We start from the raw sequence: 18439 nt of genomic DNA on the forward strand, positions 1-18439 counted from the left end.
CCGGCTTCACAATCTACCGGCAGCCTTGAGCCGGATGTACATGTCCGCAAGCCGGGGTGGCAGGTCGTGGGGTTCCGCGTCCACTACCTCTGCGCCGTAGCGGCGCAGTTCAGCGGTGACCGCCGCGCGCTGCAGGAGGGCGCGTTCGGCGGCAGCCGCACGGAACACGCCGGTGGCGTCGGTGCGTTCCCGGAGCATGGTGCCCAGCTGGGGGTCGCGGACCGCCGCCACCACCACCACGTGCTGGCTGGCCAGCCGCTCCGCCACGGGCAGCAGGCCTTCCTCGGGCGCTCCGCTGTCCAGCGATGTCAGCAGCACCACGAGGGACCGGTGCGCGGAGACGGCGCGGACCTGCGCCGGGACAGCCGGCCAGTCCATCTCGATCAGCTCTGCCTCAAGGGGAGCCATCGCCTGGACCAGCCGGCCCAGGATGTTGTCCTGGCCCGCGGAACCGGCGCGCGCCCGGGTCCTGCGGTCGAAGGCCACGAAGTCCACCCGGTCACCGCCCCGTTCGGCCAGCACGCCCAGGAGGAGCGCAGCCTCGATCCCGGTGTCCAGCCGGGTTTCGTCGGCAATCCTCGCCGCCGAGGTGCGGGAGGTATCCAGGACCATGACCACCCGCCGGTCCCGTTCCGGTCGCCAGGTCCTGACCACCACCGAGGAGCGCCTGGCCGTAGCCCGCCAGTCAATGGACCGCACATCATCGCCACGGACGTAGTCACGCAGGGAGTCGAACTCCGTGCCGGCACCGCGGATCTGGACGGCGGCCTTGCCATCCAGTTCGCGCAGCTTCCGCAGCTTCGAGGGCAGGTGCCTGCGGGAATGGAATGGCGGCAGTACGCGCACCGAGCCGGGGCAATCGATGGTCCGCTGCCGGGCTGCCAGGCGGAGCGGCCCATAGGAACGGATGGTCACGTGCGGCGCGGCGAGGTCCCCCCGCCGGACCGGCCGGAGCCTGACCGCGAAGCGCCTGCTTTCGCCCGCCGGGACGTCGATGGCCTGAATGGGATTTTGGGCGCCCGCGGAAGGTTGCCACCCGTCCCTGAACGATCCCCGGAGCCTGCGGGTACCCCCGTTGCGGAGCGTGAGGACCGCTTCCACCGCGTTGTTGAGCGTGACGTTCTCCGGCTCCGCGCGTACCGCACCCACCCGCCTGGGGGATCCTGCCAACAACAGGTCGACGCCCAACAGGGCAACGAGCACGGCGGCCGTGGTGAACACGGTCAACCATCCCGGGAACAGCAGCACCGGCACCAGGCCCAGCAGCACCACCGCCACGAAGCGCCCCGAGACGGCCATCAGCGGGGAACGGGGACGGAGGCCAGGATGCTGCCCAGGACGTCGTCCACCCGGACCCCGTCCATTTGGGCTTCGGGCTGCAACGCCACCCGGTGCCGCAGGCAGGGCAGGGCCAGGGCCTTGACGTCGTCCGGGGTGACGAAAGGACGCCCCGAGAGCCAGGCCCAGGACCTGGATGTATTGAGCAGGGCAGTGGCACCGCGCGGTGAGACACCAAGCTGGAAGGAGGGCGCGGCCCTGGTGGCGCGCACCAGGTCAACGATGTAGCCGATGATTTCCGGTTCCACCGCTACCCGGTTGACAGCTTCCCGCGCACGTTCCAGGTCCTCGGCGCCCGCCACGGCCCGGACTCCGGCTGCTGCCAGGTCCCGGGGATCGAATCCGGCGGCATGCCGGCGGATGACCTCAATCTCCTCACCGCGTCCGGGCAAGGGCATGGTGAGCTTGAGCAGGAACCGGTCCAGTTGCGCCTCGGGCAGCGGATAGGTCCCCTCGTATTCCACCGGGTTCTGGGTTGCCGCCACCAGGAACGGGGCCGGGAGCCGCCTGGCGGCTCCGTCCACGGACACCTGCCGCTCTTCCATGGCTTCGAGGAGGGAAGCCTGGGTTTTTGGCGGGGTCCGGTTGATCTCATCGGCCAACAGGAGGTTGGTGAAGACCGGTCCTTCCCGGAAGCTGAACTCGGACGTATGGGAGTCGTAAACCAGCGATCCCGTGACATCGCCCGGCATGAGGTCGGGGGTGAACTGCACCCGCTTGGTGTCCAGGCTCAGGGCGGAGGACAACGCCCGGACCAGCAGGGTCTTGGCGACCCCCGGTACGCCTTCCAGCAGCACATGCCCCTGCGAAAGCAGGGCAATCAGCATGCCCGTGACCGTGGCGTCCTGTCCCACCACTGCCTTGGCCACCTCCTGGCGGACGGCAAGCAGCGCCTGCCGTGGGCCGTCGTCGTTCATTGGGCTGTTGGGGTCTGTGGGGTTCAGGACCCCCGGGCCACTGCTCTGTTCACTCATCGGGTCATGACCTCTTTCTCCAGTTTCTCCAGGGCCTGGGACCAGGCCACCAGCCGGGCTTCGGTTGTGGGGCGTTCATTGACCAGGGCGCGGACGCCGGCGGCGTCCCTGCCGAGGAGCCGGGCTGCCGCGGCAATCGTGTCCTCCGCGGTGGCGCCGGGGCCCAGACGCAGTTTTCCGGAGAGCCGCACCAGCAAGCCGGCGCGCAGGTTGTCCCGGGCCTGGTCGACGGCACGTGAATCCTGGTAGAGCCGGGCGCGGCCTTCCGCCGTTTCAACGGCCTTGACCACCACGGGCAACGGTTCGAACACCAGCGGCCCGTGCCGGCGGCCACGCCATATGATGGCGACCACCGCCACCAGCAGCAGCCAGGGGCCCAGGAAGCGGGCCCAGCCCGGTGCAAGGTCGTCGAGGGTTTTCCCGGACCCGTTGTCCGCTGCATCTTCGATCGAGGGCAGGTACCAGACGAGGTCCGGTGCCGCGCCGAGCAGCCGGACCGCCAGCGCGGCGTTTCCCAGCTCGTCCAGTTTGTCGTTGCCCAGGACCGCCGTGCTGCCCAGGACGGCCAGCCGGCCGTCACCGCTGACGGCAAGCATCCCGGCGGTTCCTGCCGCACGGTAGCAGGTGGTGCCGCCGTCGTACACGAATCCCTTGTGGCCCGTGACCTGTCCTGCCGCTTCCGCGTCAGGTTGGGTGCAGCCGGGGTCAAGGACCGGAGAGGCGTCGGGGACGACGCCGGCCTGGTGGATGCCGCTGTCAAGGGCGGCGAGTGTGTCCAGCCTGGGGGTGACCACCACCACGCGGCCAGCAGCAGCCATCAGGCCGGCCACCTGCTGCCTGTCCAGCACACCGTTCCTGTCATAGAGCAGGAGGGTGGGGGAGGAGCTTGAGTGCAGGTCGTCCAGCGCAGCGTCGAACCGGCCGGGCGTATGGACCGAAACTCCGTGCCGCCCCAGGATTTCGCCCAGCGCCCTGGCCCCTTCCGGTCCGGCATTGTGGACTGAAAGGGGCACCCTGTCACCCTTGGGCGCCAGCTGCGTACCGATGAGCAGGGCCAGTGCAGCTGCCACCACCGCTGCTGCTGCGGTGGCGGCACGGTGCTGCCGCAGCCACTTCTTCAACGTGCGGACGGGGACGTTCCGGCCTGTCGGCCCAGGTTCTTGGGACTGCCGGGTTCCTTGGGCCGGGTCCGTGCCGGCAATGGCGGGTCCGCTCATATCGGCGTCACCGTGCTGCCGGCGGCGGCGGGTTTCTTGGCACCCAATGCCGCGTCCAGGGCCACCATTTCCTGGTAATCGCCGCTGCCCGCTGCCCTGTTTCCGTAGCGGATGCCGTCAAATGTGGCCGCCGCCCGGGCCAGGCGCCGGGATTCACCGGCGAACGGCACGGACAGCGCCTGCGCGGCCTCGTCCGCCGTCCTGCCTGGCTGCGGATCAAGGATGGTCCGGTCCTCGGCGCTGCGGACCACCGCACGGAAACGGTCGACGACGGCGTCTCCCCATTGTGCGGCCGCGGCTGCGGCTTCCGCGCGGTTCCGGTAGTCCCCGGCGGTCAGCGCGGTTTCCCTTTCGAACACGTCGCTGGCCTTCCGTGCCCGCGCGTTCAGCCGGGGGCGGGCAAGGAGGATGGCGGCCGCGATGATGACGGCAATGACGAGGGCGATGACGGGGCTGGGCACTGGTGCGGCGTCCCCGGGGGAGCCGTCCAGGGACTGGAGCCAGTCGAGGAAGTTCCGCCACAGAGCGTCCAGCCAGGAGGGGGCGGCGTCCCGGTATTCAGGTTTGGCCAACTCTTCTGCCGCCCATTGCCGGGCCTCGTCGGCTCCAGGGAGCACCGGCGGCTCAGCGGCCATACGGCCATGCCCCCGGCGCTGTGCCGTACCCGGGGTACGGGGTGCTCCCGGTCCCGGCGTTCCGGCCCGGGATCCCGTCGGGATCCGCTCCGGTCTCCAGATCGCGCAGCAGCACGATGTCCAGGCCGTCTTTGCGCATCCGCAGGTCCATATAGAGCAAGGCCATGACAGACGTTTGGAAGGCGTAGCCCACCGCACCCACCAAGGCGCCGACCACCGCGGTGATGATGCTGATGGTCACGGTAAGCGCCGCGTCCTGCCCGCTGCCGCCGTGCGGCGAGACGACTCCCGACAGGACCGTCGGCAGCATGCTTGCGGGGATCAGGACCACTTGGGTGATCACGGCGACCAGGATTCCCACCACCAGGGTGATGCCAAGGATGCGCCACCAGTTTGCCCGCGTGAGGGTCCACGAGCGGCGCAGTCCGGCCAGGGCGCCCAATTCTTCGATGACGACGGCGGCAGGCGCCACCATGAGCTTGATCGCCACCCAGAGGAACAGGACGGCGAAGCCCATCATCAGCGGGATGACCAGCAGCGCTCCCGCGCCGCGGACATTGGAGAACAGGAGCACGATGACAGCGAAGAAAAGCGCCATCGTGGCCACCCCGGCAGCCACCAGCACCGCGGCCAGCCTGATCAGCGCCCCGATCCGTGGACGCACCAGTGACAGCATGCGCCGGAAGCCGGTGGGCCGGTTCAGGACGGACCTTGCCACGATGACCACCATGGCGCCCTGGAGAACCACGGACATGAAGACGGACAGGATGGACAGAAAGGCAAAGGTAACCATCAGCCCAATCCCGAGGGACGCGACGTCGGCTCTGCTGGCCGTCCGCGCCCAGGATTCAATCGACCCGGACGACGTTGCAACGACCCCAGTAAGGACTGCGGCGAGGATGGCCGACAGGGACTGGGCCAGGATGCCGGCTCCCAGCATCGCTTTGGCGTTGCGCCGGATGCCCTGGAACGAGCCATCCAGGATTTCCCCGAACATCAGTGGACGCAGGGGGATGATGCCGGGCTTTGGAGGGGCGACATAGCGGGGTTGTCCGTAGGGGGAGGCTCCGTAAGGCGCGCCGGGGTATGGCGCACCGGGGTATGGCGGACCGGGGTACTGCGGGCCGGAGTGCGGCGCTGCAGGGTAGGGGTACTGTCCACGCTGTTGCCACTGGGGCGGTTGCGGCGGCTGCTGTTGCCAGGGCCGCCGCTCCTCCCACCCGGGTGCCTGCTGCGCCGGATGCCTTGGCGCCCCCTGCTGTCCGACAGCGGATTGTTGTCCTGGGCCGGGTTGCCGGCCTGCGTCGGGTTGCTGCCCTGCCGGTGGCGCCCACGGCTGCTCCCAGGCAGGTGCTGCCGGGCTGTGTCCCCCGATGCCGGCGGACCCGCCGTCGTCATGTCCGCCACCGTCATGCCCGCCGCCGGGCCACCCCGGCGTTGGCTCCCCGCGCTCCGGCTCCTGTGCTGACACTGATTTCCTCCCCCATATCAGTCCGCCCGCCCCGCGGGCCGCCCGCCGGAAGGCGCGCACCGGCAATGCAGGGCATGACCCCAAGACTATAGTTCCGCCGTCGGCCGGCCTAGTGTCCCGCCATGCCGGGAAGCCGCTCAACAGGACAAACCCATCCCGATAAGGGAATATATAGCTATGAAGGCACGCATTCTGGTGGTAGATGATGACGAAGCGCTGGCCGAGATGATTGGAATTGTCCTCCGTAATGACGGCTTCGAGCCGGTCTTCTGCGCCGACGGCGCCCAGGCCCTCGACGTTTTCCGGTCATCGCGGCCGGACCTTGTCCTGCTCGACCTGATGCTTCCCGGCATGGATGGCATCGAGGTCTGCCGCCAGGTCCGCGGCGAATCCGATGTTCCCATCGTCATGCTGACCGCCAAGTCCGATACCTCAGACGTGGTCCGCGGACTGGAATCCGGTGCTGACGACTACGTGCCCAAGCCGTTCAAACCGGCCGAACTGGTGGCACGCGTGCGCGCCCGCCTGCGCCCCGGCGACCAGAAGGCGCCCGAAACGCTTAAGATCGCGGACATCACTATCGACGTCGCCGGGCACACCGTCAGCAGGGGCAGCGAGCGGATCTCCCTGACGCCGCTGGAATTCGATCTGCTGGTGGCACTGGCCCGCAAGCCCTGGCAGGTCTTCACCCGCGAACTGCTCCTGGAGCAGGTCTGGGGCTACCGCCACGCCGCTGATACCCGCCTGGTCAACGTCCATGTCCAGCGCCTGCGGTCCAAGATCGAGCAGGACCCGGAAGCTCCGGAAGTTGTATTGACGGTGCGTGGTGTCGGCTACAAAGCAGGGGTCTGACCCCGCTGCGCAGGACGGGCAACCCGGCCGGCGCGCAACGCCGCACGCCGGTGATGAAGGTTTGAGCAGCGGCGCCGGGCAGGACAGCCCATCCCAGGGCGGCGACGAGGCCGACGTGCCCGGACCTTCCGTGACTCCCGGTCTTCGGCATGTTGCCTTCCGCGCACGGATCTGGCAGCGCCGCGCCGTGATCGTGGCGTTTCGCGTTGCACGGCTGGTGCGGACCGGAGTCCGACGTTTCCTCCCGGGGCTGAGATACCTTGGGCGGGCGCTGCAGCAGCGCTGGCGCCGGTCCCTGCAGTTCCGGACCGTTCTCACCACCCTGATGCTGGCCGTGACGTCGTTCGCCGTGGTGGGTGCCTACCTGTCCAACCAGATCGCCAACAACCTGTTCCAAGAGCGGCTGACGCAGGCGGAATCCGAGACACGCTACAACGTGAAGCAGGTTCAGGAGACGTTCGACGGCGCCCAGGTCACCGACCAGTCGAGCGTCATTACCCTGGTCTCGGACACGCTCAGCGCCGTGGAAGGGCGCGGTTCGGTCATCCAACGGCGCTACGTCTTCGAGGCGATGCCCAACCAGACCAAACCCCGCAACCGCTGGGTTGAATCCCGCGCGTCGGACCAGCTGACGGTCAGCGTCATCCCCCCTGAGCTGCGCAAAGCAGTGCAGGAGTCCGGGAAGGACCAGTACTGGGCATCCACGGTCATTCCCGTGGGGACCGAGGACCGGCCGGGAATCGCCGTGGGCAACAAGGTGACCTTCAACGGTACCGTCTACGAGCTGTACCTGATCTACGACCTCAACACCGCGCAGCAAACGCTGAACGAGATCCAAAGCGTCCTCTGGGCCGGCGGTGCGGTCCTGGTCCTGCTGATCGGCGCCGTCGCCTGGTATGTCACGCGCAACGTGGTCAGCCCGGTGAGTCACGCCGCCATGGTTTCCGAGAAGCTCGCGGCCGGCCAGCTGCAGGAGCGCATGGTGGTCAAGGGCGAGGACGAAGTGGCCCGCCTTGGTGCCTCCTTCAACCACATGGCAGCCAGCCTGCAGGAGCAGATCACGCAGCTGGCCACGTTGTCGCAGATGCAGCAACGCTTTGTGTCCGACGTTTCGCACGAGCTCAGGACTCCGCTGACCACCGTCCGGATGGCCGCGGAAGTTCTCTACGACGCCCGGGACGACTTCGACCCCATCAACAAACGGTCCGCCGAACTGCTGTACAACCAGGTGGAGCGGTTCCAGTCGCTGCTCTCCGACCTGCTCGAAATCAGCCGCTTCGATGCAGGCGTAGCGGTCCTCGATGCCGAACCCGAGGACCTGCTCCAAGTGATCGCCCACGTCATTGAGGGCGCGGCCCCGGTCGCGGCCGAGTATGGCTCGGAAATCCTCTACACGGCCCCGGACGATGCCGTGATCGTGGAAATGGACGCCCGGCGGATCGACAGGATCCTGCGGAACCTGATCCTGAACGCCGTGGAGCACGGTGAGGGCAAGCCGGTGACCGTCACGGTCGCGGCAAACGAGACGGCAGTGGGCGTTTCCGTCCGGGACCACGGGATCGGAATGGACCCATCGCAGGCGGCCAGGGTCTTCGACAGGTTCTGGCGTGCCGATCCCGCCCGCGCCCGCACCACGGGAGGCAGCGGCCTGGGACTGTCCATCGCCATGGAGGACACCAAACTGCACCACGGCTGGCTCCAGGCGTGGGGCAGGAAGGGCGATGGCGCCAACTTCCGGCTGACCCTTCCGTTGCGCCAGGACGGCGAAATCACCGAGTCACCAGTTCAACTGGAACCCAGGGACGCCACCATACCCGGCGCGCCGGGAACCATCCCCGCGGAACAGGACTACAAGAACATGCTGCTGCTCCAGACTGGTGCGGCCGGTCCCGCTCCAGTGCGGCCTCCCGAGGAGACACCATGAGGGCCTCGATGCGCCACGCCAGGTACCCCGCGGCACTGCTCGCGCTACTCATCGTCCTCCTGTCGGGCTGCGCGCGGATCCCCACCTCGGGCCCGGTGGGGAAGAGCAGCGAAAGCAGCGCCGGCAACGTCAACGCGCCCGTCTTCCTTCCCGCAGCACCCCAGCCCGGTGCGTCCCCGGAGACAATCATCGACTACTTCTACCGGGCCGGCAGCGGCTACGAGGACGACTACGCCGTTGCCCGCCAGTACCTCACGCAGGCGTCGGCGGTGTCCTGGAAGCCGGACAAACGCGCCCTGGTCTACCGGGAGGCGCGCGTCGTCCCCACAGCAACGGAAAACGTCTTCAACTACGAGCTGGATGTCTCCTACACAGTGGACGCCGACGGCATCGCCACCCAGTCGCCGCCGGGAACAGTGGAACGCATTCCGGTGACGGTGACCCAGGTGGACGGCGAGTGGCGGATCTCCGCGATTCCGGACGGGACCGCCATTGCCGAGGAAACATTCAAGGTGATCTACGGCGCCTACCCCATCTACTTTTACGACCCCACGTTCACCTACGCCATCCCGGATGTCCGCTGGTTCCTGAAGAACAAGACCGTCAAGGCCATGACCAGCGCGCTGCTGGCCGGCCCCGCCCCCTACCTCCGCGGCGCCGTCGCCAGCGCATTCCCCTCGGGAATCAAACTGGCCCGCGAGTCAGTCCCGGTAGTCTCCGGGGCCGCCCAGGTGGACCTGACGGCAAAGGAGCTGACGGAAACCTCGGCGGAGGACCGGCTGCGCATGCAGATGCAGCTGACCTTGACGTTCCGCAGCCAGCCGGATGTGGTCAACGTTGAGCTGCGCGCCAACCAGGACCTGGTCCGGGTGGAGGACAACGGGTCCGTCCTTCCCCCGGTGCTGGATAAAACAGTGCCTTCGCGCCAGATCGCCATCAGTGGCAACGACCTGGTGCGCTACGAAAACAACCGCATTTCCCCATTGCCCGACATGCAGCCCGTCTCTGCGCTCAACCCGCGCTACCCTGCGGAATCGCCGGTGTCGCAGACCGCCGCCTTCCTCAATGACGGACGCACCACCCTGTACAGCATCAGCCCGGGCCAGCCGGCGCGTTCCCTGACCACCCGGAGCACCCTCAGCCGGCCGTCCTTCAGTATCAACGACTGGGTATGGACCGCCGGACCGGGTGCAACGGGTACCACCGAAGTCGTGGCGTTCCATCCAGCCGGAGTGGCGGAAGGGGCACCTGTTCCGTCCGTGACGCTGGCACCATCGTGGCTTGCCGGCCGGACGGTGAAGGAGTTCCGCATCTCACGCGACGGCGTGCGCGCCCTGGTCATCTCCGAGCAGAACGGCAAGTCCAAGGTGCAGGTGACCGGCGTGATCCGCGCCGGCGACGGCACACCGCGCGAACTGACCGCGCCCATCACTCTGGTCAGCGCCGGCGATCCTGACCAAGGCGTGTGGGTGAACGGAACCACCGTTGCCGTCATGAAGGAGGCAGCCGGTGCGAACGTCACGCCGGAGCTGCTGTCCCTCACCTCCGGACAGCCGCAGCAGCTGGCTCCCTGGCCCGGCCTGGTTGCCATCAGCGCCGGAAACGGTGCAGACGACATCTATGTCCAGTCCGGAGAGGGTATCTTCCAGCGCCTCGGCAACGGCTGGTCGCCGCAGATCAAGGGTCCCATCGACCCCGCGTTTCCGGGCTGACCCCTGTCCTCCGACTTGTCCACATAGGCGCCCCAGGCCCTCCTGATGCCCGGGCATCTGATGCATGCTGGGGCAGTGAACGGAATATCCGGCGGAAGCGGAACAGCTGGACCTGGCCGGCAGGGGACCCGACGGATGGACCCCGACCTTGAACCGCCGCCGCCCTGGCCGGCACTGCACAGGGCCGAGCACGCCGCAGCGCTCCTGCGCCTTGCCGACTGGGTGTCCGGCGCGGCGGCAGATCTCCTCGCCCTGGCGGTGCCGGTGGACTGCGTCTGCTGCGGGGCCGAAGACCGCACCCTTTGCGCCCCGTGCGGCAGCCGCATCCGCCAGCTGACCAGGGAGCCTTTCCGTGCGGAAAGCGGAGCCCCCGCGCTGATGGATGTCGACGGGACCATCATGCTGCCGGTGGTGGCCGCGGGGGTGTACCGGGACGAGTTGGCCCAAGGCCTGCTGTCATTCAAAAGGCACGGCCAGCACCAGCTTGGGAGGAACCTTGGCCGGGCGCTGGCCGTAGCAGTCGGGGCAGCCGCCCGGGGCAGCAGCGGGTTCCTGCTGGTTCCGGTGCCCACCGGCACCGCGGCGTACGTCAACCGGGGGTTCAGCCCCGTCCATCTGCTCCTGAAGGAGGCCGAACGGCAACTGCCAGGCCTCGACGTCGCGGATGTCCTGGGCAAGAAGCCCCGGGTCCGTCTGGAAGGGCCAAAGGCTCTGGGCGGCCAGAAAGGTCTGGGCGGCCAAAAAGGTTTGGGCAGGGGCGCACGCTCGCAGCGTGTCAGGGGTTCCATGCAGGTCAAATCCCGCGCCCGAACCAAGGTCGTGGGCCGTCCCTGCATCATTGTCGACGACGTCCTGACAACCGGCGCCACCATCGGAGAAGCAGCCCGTGCCCTGCACCTGGCCGGAGCCCAGGTGAGGGGCGCCGTCGTGCTTGCCGCGACACGCCCGCCCGCTGCGGGGGACCCCGGCACGCCCGCCGCCGGCCCGCACGGAAGGAGCCATGACTTAGAAAAAAATAAACCGGGAAAGGATGAATAACAGGTGGCTATGAACTAACGTCGGTGGTGGGTACCAAGAACAGAATGTACCTTTCGATGGCGGCTCGGAGAGGGGCTCGACTGTCAAACAGCCCGGCCCAGGGAAGTGCCGCCGTCGTGTCACCGAAGTCATTTGGAGGGCACCATGGAGTTTATGATCAGCGGACGAAATCTGACCGTTTCAGACCGGTTCCGCGAATACGCCGGGGAAAAGATCGCAAAGATCGAATCGCTTGGCGACAAGATCCAGCGGGTGGATACGAAAGTCTCCAAGGAGACCAACGCCCGGCAAACCGGCGACCAGTTGACCGTTGAAGTGACAGTCCTGGGCAGGGGCCCCGTAATCCGTGCCGAAGCGAGCGCCGCAGACAAATTTGCCGCCTTTGACCTCGCCTACAACAAACTGCTTGAGCGCCTCCGGCGCGCGAAGGACCGCAAAAAGGTCCACCATGGCCGCCACACGCCCAAGGCCGTCCGTGAAGCTACCGCCTCCCTGGAACCAGCCAGCGCGCACGAACCGCTCTACCTCGAGGCCAACCGCAGGAGCGAAACAGCGCAGGCGCCGGAGGAAAAGTCCCCCTACGATGTCGAGAATGACATCCCGGCCGGGAGCTCGCCGGTACTGATCCGGCGCAAGGTCTTCCCCGCTGCGTCCATGACCCTCGACGACGCCGTGGACAACATGGAGCTCGTCGGCCACGACTTCTATCTTTTCGTGGACAAGGCCACCAACACGCCGTCCGTGGTCTACCGCCGCCGCGGCTGGACCTACGGCGTCATCACCCTGGACCACGAATGCGAGCCAGGCGACACTGTCGTGGAGGAAAAGGTCCTTGCCTACCGCTCCGACGACGCAGCCGCCACTGTCTGACGTACCTGCCAACGTCCAAGGTGGTACCAACCACCAGAGAGGTCTGAATTGTCGGCAACGCTGAGCCTTGACCAGGCCCGGCGGATCGCGCTGGCAGCGCAGGGACTCCACAAAGGACGGCCCACCGGCCCCGTGACAGCACGGACGGTGGGCCGTACCTTTGCCCGTCTCCAGCTGGTCCAGATCGACTCCGTTAACGTCCTGGTCCGCAGCCACTTCCTGCCCTTCTATTCCCGCCTTGGCAACTATGACCGGGACATCCTGCAGCGCATGTCCGCCAGCCACCCGCGACGGATGTTCGAATACTGGGCACACGAAGCCAGCTACATCCGGCCGGAGCATTACCAGGACCTCCTTCTCTGGCAAAAGCGGGCCTGGGTGGGCGCGTCCCGGATGGACCCCGTGCTCCGGGACGATGTTGCTGCCAGGATCCTGGCGGTCCTCGCCCGCTCCCGGCCCATGACGGCATCTGAACTGACGGCACGGATTGGGCATGTCGAAGAGAAACAGGCGGACAACTGGGGATGGAACTGGAACGCGGTGAAACGGGTCCTTGAACACCTCTTCGAAGCGGGTCTGGTGTCGGCGGCCTCCCGGACCGGGCAGTTCGAACGCAGGTACACGCTGACCTCCAAGGTCCTCCCGGGTGCGGCCGCCGCGGCAGGGGAGAAGGATCCCGAGGCTGCACTCCGGCGCCTGACCGACGCGGCCGCCCAGGCCCACGGAATCGGCACCATCCGCTGCTTCGCCGACTACTTCCGGACTCCGGTCAAGGCCACAGCCCTGGCTGTGGAGCACCTGGTGGAGCAAGGCAGGCTGGAACCCGTCACTGTGGCGGGCTGGAACCGGAAGATTTTCCGGCATGTCGATTCGCTGCTGCCGCGGCGTGCCACCGGCCGCGCGCTCTTGAGCCCGTTCGACTCCCTGGTCTTTGAGCGGCGGCGCCTTTCCGAGCTGTTCGGCTTCCATTACCGGATCGAGATCTACACCCCGGAACCCAACCGGCGCTTCGGCTATTACGTGCTGCCGTTCCTGCTGCGTGACAGGATCGTGGCACGGGTGGATTTGAAAGCGGACCGGGCCGCCGGCCGGTTGCTGGCGAGGGCCGCGTTCGCCGAGCCCGACGCACCGGCGGATACCGCCGTCGAACTTGCCGCCGAGCTGAAGCTTATGGGCCAGTGGCTTGGCCTGCCGGATGTGGAAGTGGGGCCGGCAGGGGACCTCGCCGCCCGGCTGGCGCAGGAGCTGGCACGTCCGTAGGGAGTATCCGCTCTCAGGGAAAAGGGGCACCAGCGGCGTGTCTCTCCCGTAGACTGAACACGCCAGAATTCGGCGGCATCAGACTGGGAGCATCTTCACGTGGCATCACTTATCGAAAAAATTCTCCGCACGGGTGACAAGAAAACACTCCGGCAGCTGCGGAACTATGCCGATTCCATCAACGCCCTCGAAGACTCATTCAAGACCTTTACCGACGCCGAACTGCGCGAGGAGACGGACCGCCTCCGCGCCCGCCACCAGGACGGCGAGAAGCTCGACGACCTGCTTCCGGAGGCCTTCGCGGCAGTGCGTGAAGCGTCCTCCCGCACCCTGGGCATGCGCCACTTCGACGTCCAGCTGATGGGCGGCGCCGCCCTGCACCTGGGCAACATCGCTGAAATGAAGACCGGTGAAGGCAAGACCCTGGTGGCGACCGCTCCCGCCTACCTGAATGCCCTTACCGGCAAGGGCGTCCACGTGGTCACGGTCAACGACTACCTCGCCGAATACCAGTCCGAGCTCATGGGCCGTGTCTACCGCTTCCTGGGCCTGACCAGCGGTGTCATCCTTGCCAACCAGGATCCCGCCGTCCGCCGCCAGCAGTACGCCGCCGATATCACGTACGGGACCAACAACGAGTTTGGTTTCGACTACCTGCGCGACAACATGGCATGGGACCGGACCGAACTTGTCCAGCGCGGCCACAACTTCGCCATCGTCGATGAAGTGGACTCAATCCTCATCGATGAGGCACGCACCCCGTTGATCATCTCCGGACCTGCCCAGGGGGACACCAACCGCTGGTACAGCGAATTCGCCAAAGTGGTGCTCCGGCTGCAGCCCGAAAAGGACTACGAGGTCGACGAAAAGAAGCGCACGGTGGGCGTCCTGGAGAGCGGGATCGAAAAGGTGGAGGACTACCTCGGCATCTCCAACCTGTACGAGTCCGCCAACACCCCGCTGATCGGGTTCCTGAACAATGCCATCAAGGCCAAGGAACTCTTCAAGCGTGACAAGGACTACGTCATCCTGGACGGCGAAGTGCTGATCGTGGACGAGCACACCGGCCGCATCCTGGCCGGCCGCCGTTACAACGAAGGCATGCACCAGGCGATCGAGGCCAAGGAAGGCGTCGAGATCAAAGCCGAAAACCAGACCCTGGCCACCGTGACGCTGCAGAACTACTTCCGTATGTACGGCAAGCTTTCCGGCATGACCGGTACAGCCGAGACTGAAGCGGCCGAATTCATGAGCACTTACAAGCTGGGCGTCGTGGCCATCCCCACCAACAGGGACATGCAGCGGATCGACCAGCCGGACCTCGTGTTCAAGAATGAGGTTGTAAAGTTCGACGCCGTGGTCCGCGATATCGCCGAGCGTCACGAAAAGGGCCAGCCCGTCCTGGTGGGCACCACCAGCGTGGAGAAGAGCGAGTACCTGTCCAAGCTGCTCGCCAAGGAGGGCATCCGCCACGAGGTCCTGAACGCCAAGAACCACGCCCGCGAAGCTGCCATCGTCGCCCAGGCAGGCCGGAAGGGTGCCGTCACTGTGGCCACGAACATGGCCGGCCGCGGTACTGACATCATGCTGGGCGGAAACGCCGAATTCACGGCCGTCGCCGAACTCGCCAAGCGCGGGCTGGATCCGGAGGAGAACTCCGAACAATACGAAGCCGCGTGGCCCGCAGCGCTCGAAGCCGCCAAGCAGTCCGTCAAGGACGAACACGAGGAAGTCCTGGACCTCGGCGGCCTGTACGTCCTGGGCACCGAACGCCACGAGTCGCGACGCATCGACAACCAGCTCCGCGGCCGTTCCGGCCGCCAGGGCGACCCGGGGGAATCCCGGTTCTACCTGTCGCTGACCGACGACCTCATGCGGCTCTTCAACTCCGGGGCGGCGGAACGGCTGATGAACAGCTCCGTGCCGGACGACGTTGCGCTGGAATCAAAGCTGGTATCCAGGGCCATCGCCTCTGCCCAGGGACAGGTCGAAGGCCGCAACGCCGAGCAGCGCAAGAACGTGCTGAAGTACGACGACGTCCTCAACCGCCAGCGCGAAGCCATCTACAGCGACCGCCGTCGGATCCTGGAAGGTGATGACCTGCACGAGAAGGTGCAGTACTTCATTGAGGACACCATCACTGCCCTGATCGACGCCGCCACCGCGGAAGGGAACGGCGACGACTGGGACTTCCACCAGCTGTGGACGAACCTGATGACGCTCTACCCTGTCAGCGTTACTCCCGAAGACATCATCGAGGAGGCCGGTGGCAAGTCCAGGGTCACCGTGGAGCTGTTGAAGGAGGAGATCCTTTCCGACGCCCGCCTGGTGTACCAGGCCCGCGAGGAGGTCATCGGCTCCGAAAGCATGCGCGAGCTCGAGCGCCGCGTGGTCCTCTCCGTCATTGGCCGCAAGTGGCAGGAACACCTCTACGAGATGGATTACCTCAAGGAGGGCATCGGCCTGCGCGCCATGGCGCAGCGTGATCCGCTGGTGGAGTACCAGCGCGAAGGTTTCGCGATGTTCCAAAGCATGATGGAAGCCATCCGGGAGGAAAGCGTCGGCTTCCTGTACAACCTTGAGGTCGAGGTGACGCCGGCCCAGGACGTCGTCGTCCAGGACGCCGCCGGCGGACACACTGAGCACGTGGACCCGCAGGTGCATGCTGCCGGACTTGAGGCCCCCGAAAAGCCCGCGCAGTTGCAGTACACGGCTCCCAGCGAGACCGGCGGAACACAAACCCGGGTGGAAACCCGGGCAGGAAGTGGACGCTCCGGCAACCCTGCCAAGGCAGCTGCCCAGGACGCCGCCAAGCGCCCGGCGAAGAAGAAAAAGCGCTAGAACACAGCCGTAAACGTGCACAGGCGTTGATGGACAGGGCAGGGGCCGATGGGTCCCTGCCCTGTTTGCATGGCGCACCATGTGCTCTCGGGTGCGCACCAAATTACCCAACGGCTTAGCCGATGACGAGTTCAACGATGCGCCAGACCTGCTTGCTGCGCTCAAGCCGGACGGCAACGGCACGTGCCCGTACGTCATCCACCACGACTGCACTTGCCTCATAAATTCCCTCGGCCACCTCGCACACCCGCACCGAGCGGACTGTGGAGTTTCGGTGGAGCCGGGCCAGGGCGGGGTTGCCCGTCCTGGTTAGCTCGCGCCTGATCAGCGCGGCCCGGTGCTGCAGCGATGCCAGGCACCGCGGATCCAGACGGCGCGCCAGCTGGTGTATGGGACGGATCCCTGCCAGGACCTCCATGGCGGCCTGAACCGTTCCGCGGGTGATGGACCTTACTTCCGCAGCTTCACTGACGGGCCTCAGGGACGATGGGTCCGCGGCGCGGGAACGGCCTGCGGTCACCGCCGTTGTTGACGCTGACGCGGTTTTCCCGAGTACCCTCCCGCCGTTTACGGTGTTGGCAGCCAGCCGCTGGGCGGTCTGGACAGGTGTCACTGCGGTCATGGTGTTCCCCTTGGTTCGAATAGCGGAATAGCTGATGGTCTATTGCCTGCCCCGGCGCCGGCGCAGCACCGAAAGCGTCAGTGGCTATGGCGCCTGCGGCGCCTGGAGTATCTGTCCCGGAAGCAGGACATCCGGGCTCCCGCCGATCAGTCCGCGGTTCGCTGCGTACCACCGCGGCCATTCAAGGGCTATGTCCACATCCGATGCCTCCGGCCCCAGCTGGGCCGCCACGATGTCCCATAGTGTGTCGCCGGCAAGCACGGTTACCGGGCCCGCCCCGCCGCCCGTTGCCCGCGGATCCGGCTCCGTGCCGGCGGCGGTCCTGGTTTCCGGTGCTGCGAGCAGGCCCGGCTCCACCACCGGGGAAGCCGGTTGCCATCCCGGGCTGGGCGTGGCGGCAGTGGGCAGGGCCGCGGTGGATTGCCATGCCGGCGACGCGGCTTCCCGGCCGGGTGGTGGCACCTCCGCTGGGCCTGGTTGGACAGAGAAATGCAGGGCCGGGCCAGTGCCCTGGCGGGGTGTCGGAGCAACGTGCGCCGCTGCAGGATTGGCGTAAGCCGCCGAGGACTGTTCGTGCGTGGGTGTCCACTCCGGCCCCGGCGCGGTGGTGGCCGCATGTGCCGCGGCACCCGCTATCAGCTGCATCGAAAGGGCGGCAATCACAGCCCGCTGCATGAAAGCAGGTGAGAGCCGGCGGGCGGTCGCAGCAGCCCGGTTCCGGCCCAGCCGCTCCAGCAGGACGGAGGCTCCAGCAGCCAGCATCGAAAATGCCCACCACAGCAAAAGTCCGAGGCCGGCTGCTGTTGCTGCCGCTGCCAGGAGGACCTCCACGGTCCACCCCTGCTGATGGGCAGCGGTGTCCTGCCACTGCGCCAGCTGGCCCGCTCCCAGGATGCAGAGCACGATTCCAAGCACGAGCAGGGCCAGCGCTATCGCGGCATCCGACCTTCCCGTCCTATCAGAGTGACCCATTTCAACCGCCTTGATGTCGTTTGATGCTGTTTGATGCTGGTTGACACAGTCTGAACCGTCTAAGCGCGTTTTGTCCAGACGTTGGAGTGAAATGAGGGGCGCGTTGACGGGCGGGGCAGGGGAACCTACGCTGGCGGGATGCGCTGGGATGCACTCTTCAATGACATGGAAAGCCAGCTAGCGGAGGCTGACCGGCTGGCGCTCGAGAGCGAGATCAGTGAGCGGACGCGGGCCGAGATGGTTGGCCTGCGGCTCGATGGCAGGCTGCGGGCGGCCGTTGGTTACAGGATCACGGTCCACCTCCTGTGCGGCGAATCGGCGCAAGGGGAGCTGACCCATGTTGGAGCTGATGCGCTGGTCCTGGATGAAGGACGGCACCAGGTGCTCATTCCCTACGCGGCCGCTGCCCGGTACGTGGGCCTGGGCAGGCATGTGCGGACGGAGGACTCCCCGGTCCGCCGTTCAATCGGACTTGCCCATTCCCTGCGTGCCCTTGCCCGGGATCGGACGGAGGTGACCGTGACGATTGGCGGGGGAGTCGGAGCCGCGCGGGTGGAGGGCGTCATTGACCGGGTTGGCCGGGACTACATCGACCTTGCCGCGGTGATTCCGGGCGAGGCAAGAAGGACCCAAAGCGTTGGCCAGGTGTCAGCGATACCTTTTACGGCGCTGGCGATGATCAGGTCCCATAAGGCCGGCGGAGCTTAGAGGCG

The 18439-nt window shown here is 66.9% G+C and carries 15 protein-coding genes; 8 read left to right on the forward strand and 7 right to left on the reverse strand.

All coding sequences use genetic code 11. From position 1 onward, the window contains the following. Nucleotides 1-6 precede the first annotated feature (6 nt). From MRBLMD1_RS03960 to MRBLMD1_RS03980, 5 genes are read right to left on the reverse strand one after another with little or no spacing between them, the layout of a single operon-like run. Entirely contained in the window at nt 7-1299 is a 1293-nt protein-coding gene (locus MRBLMD1_RS03960) for a DUF58 domain-containing protein (protein ID WP_364397613.1), read from the reverse strand. Continuing rightward, entirely contained in the window at nt 1299-2312 is a 1014-nt protein-coding gene (locus MRBLMD1_RS03965; RefSeq protein WP_364397615.1) for an AAA family ATPase, read from the reverse strand. Before MRBLMD1_RS03965 ends, MRBLMD1_RS03960 begins: the two co-directional genes overlap by 1 nt. Continuing rightward, on the reverse strand, nt 2309-3529 hold the full coding sequence (locus MRBLMD1_RS03970) for a DUF4350 domain-containing protein (RefSeq protein WP_364397617.1): 1221 nt from the start codon (nt 3527-3529) through the stop codon (nt 2309-2311). Before MRBLMD1_RS03970 ends, MRBLMD1_RS03965 begins: the two co-directional genes overlap by 4 nt. Further along, the gene (locus MRBLMD1_RS03975; protein ID WP_364397619.1) at nt 3526-4164 is read right to left on the reverse strand and encodes a DUF4129 domain-containing protein; all 639 of its coding nucleotides are present in this window, start codon (nt 4162-4164) and stop codon (nt 3526-3528) included. The genes MRBLMD1_RS03970 and MRBLMD1_RS03975 overlap by 4 nt, the downstream gene beginning before the upstream one ends. After that, nucleotides 4154-5161, reverse strand: a complete 1008-nt coding sequence (locus tag MRBLMD1_RS03980; protein ID WP_364397621.1) for a hypothetical protein — start codon at nt 5159-5161, stop codon at nt 4154-4156. The genes MRBLMD1_RS03975 and MRBLMD1_RS03980 overlap by 11 nt, the downstream gene beginning before the upstream one ends. A 651-nt stretch (nt 5162-5812) precedes the next feature. On the opposite strand from MRBLMD1_RS03980, the gene mtrA reads away from it, so the two are divergent. From mtrA to secA, 7 genes are all read left to right on the forward strand, one after another. Next, nucleotides 5813-6487: an MtrAB system response regulator MtrA gene (gene mtrA, locus MRBLMD1_RS03985; RefSeq protein ID WP_159631554.1), complete on the forward strand. Its 675-nt coding sequence runs from the start codon at nt 5813-5815 to the stop codon at nt 6485-6487. 130 nt (nt 6488-6617) lie between these two features. After that, nucleotides 6618-8411 carry an MtrAB system histidine kinase MtrB gene (gene mtrB / locus MRBLMD1_RS03990; protein WP_364398012.1) on the forward strand — a complete coding sequence of 598 codons (1794 nt, stop codon included), beginning with the start codon at nt 6618-6620 and terminating at the stop codon, nt 8409-8411. Beyond that, a complete protein-coding gene (locus tag MRBLMD1_RS03995) occupies nt 8408-10123 on the forward strand; it encodes an LpqB family beta-propeller domain-containing protein (RefSeq protein ID WP_364397624.1) in 1716 nt (571 codons plus the stop codon). Before mtrB ends, MRBLMD1_RS03995 begins: the two co-directional genes overlap by 4 nt. Nucleotides 10124-10258: 135 nt before the next feature. Next, nucleotides 10259-11161, forward strand: coding sequence for a ComF family protein (locus MRBLMD1_RS04000; RefSeq protein WP_364397626.1), 903 nt, complete (start codon nt 10259-10261; stop codon nt 11159-11161). 144 nt (nt 11162-11305) lie between these two features. After that, entirely contained in the window at nt 11306-12031 is a 726-nt protein-coding gene (gene hpf, locus MRBLMD1_RS04005; protein WP_159631557.1) for a ribosome hibernation-promoting factor, HPF/YfiA family, read from the forward strand. 48 nt (nt 12032-12079) lie between these two features. Next, nucleotides 12080-13291: a winged helix-turn-helix domain-containing protein gene (locus tag MRBLMD1_RS04010; RefSeq protein WP_364397629.1), complete on the forward strand. Its 1212-nt coding sequence runs from the start codon at nt 12080-12082 to the stop codon at nt 13289-13291. A gap of 99 nt (nt 13292-13390) precedes the next feature. Beyond that, the gene (gene secA / locus MRBLMD1_RS04015) at nt 13391-16132 is read left to right on the forward strand and encodes a preprotein translocase subunit SecA (protein ID WP_364397631.1); all 2742 of its coding nucleotides are present in this window, start codon (nt 13391-13393) and stop codon (nt 16130-16132) included. A gap of 115 nt (nt 16133-16247) precedes the next feature. On the opposite strand, the gene MRBLMD1_RS04020 is transcribed toward secA, so the two are convergent. After that, nucleotides 16248-16754 carry an Rv3235 family protein gene (locus MRBLMD1_RS04020; protein ID WP_201302405.1) on the reverse strand — a complete coding sequence of 169 codons (507 nt, stop codon included), beginning with the start codon at nt 16752-16754 and terminating at the stop codon, nt 16248-16250. An 84-nt stretch (nt 16755-16838) separates the two neighbouring features. After that, a complete protein-coding gene (locus tag MRBLMD1_RS04025; RefSeq protein ID WP_159631560.1) occupies nt 16839-17726 on the reverse strand; it encodes a LysM peptidoglycan-binding domain-containing protein in 888 nt (295 codons plus the stop codon). Nucleotides 17727-17864: 138 nt separating this feature from the next. Here MRBLMD1_RS04025 and MRBLMD1_RS04030 point away from each other — a divergent pair, with 138 nt between their 5' ends. Then, entirely contained in the window at nt 17865-18434 is a 570-nt protein-coding gene (locus MRBLMD1_RS04030) for a hypothetical protein (protein WP_364397634.1), read from the forward strand. Nucleotides 18435-18439 lie beyond the last annotated feature (5 nt).

Origin of the sequence: Pseudarthrobacter sp. LMD1-1-1.1, from assembly GCF_040676255.1 — a bacterium.
Lineage (GTDB): Bacteria > Actinomycetota > Actinomycetes > Actinomycetales > Micrococcaceae > Arthrobacter.

What these genes read in the sequence shown, in the direction of transcription:
- MRBLMD1_RS03960 (WP_364397613.1), bottom strand. Translation starts at nt 1,299, where the DNA reads ATGGCCGTCTCGGGGCGCTTCGTGGCGGTGGTGCTGCTGGGCCTGGTG.
- MRBLMD1_RS03965 (WP_364397615.1), bottom strand. Translation starts at nt 2,312, where the DNA reads ATGAGTGAACAGAGCAGTGGCCCGGGGGTCCTGAACCCCACAGACCCC.
- MRBLMD1_RS03970 (WP_364397617.1), bottom strand. Translation starts at nt 3,529, where the DNA reads ATGAGCGGACCCGCCATTGCCGGCACGGACCCGGCCCAAGGAACCCGG.
- MRBLMD1_RS03975 (WP_364397619.1), bottom strand. Translation starts at nt 4,164, where the DNA reads ATGGCCGCTGAGCCGCCGGTGCTCCCTGGAGCCGACGAGGCCCGGCAA.
- MRBLMD1_RS03980 (WP_364397621.1), bottom strand. Translation starts at nt 5,161, where the DNA reads ATGTTCGGGGAAATCCTGGATGGCTCGTTCCAGGGCATCCGGCGCAAC.
- mtrA (WP_159631554.1), top strand. Translation starts at nt 5,813, where the DNA reads ATGAAGGCACGCATTCTGGTGGTAGATGATGACGAAGCGCTGGCCGAG.
- MRBLMD1_RS03995 (WP_364397624.1), top strand. Translation starts at nt 8,408, where the DNA reads ATGAGGGCCTCGATGCGCCACGCCAGGTACCCCGCGGCACTGCTCGCG.
- MRBLMD1_RS04000 (WP_364397626.1), top strand. Translation starts at nt 10,259, where the DNA reads ATGGACCCCGACCTTGAACCGCCGCCGCCCTGGCCGGCACTGCACAGG.
- hpf (WP_159631557.1), top strand. Translation starts at nt 11,306, where the DNA reads ATGGAGTTTATGATCAGCGGACGAAATCTGACCGTTTCAGACCGGTTC.
- MRBLMD1_RS04020 (WP_201302405.1), bottom strand. Translation starts at nt 16,754, where the DNA reads ATGACCGCAGTGACACCTGTCCAGACCGCCCAGCGGCTGGCTGCCAAC.
- MRBLMD1_RS04025 (WP_159631560.1), bottom strand. Translation starts at nt 17,726, where the DNA reads ATGGGTCACTCTGATAGGACGGGAAGGTCGGATGCCGCGATAGCGCTG.
- MRBLMD1_RS04030 (WP_364397634.1), top strand. Translation starts at nt 17,865, where the DNA reads ATGCGCTGGGATGCACTCTTCAATGACATGGAAAGCCAGCTAGCGGAG.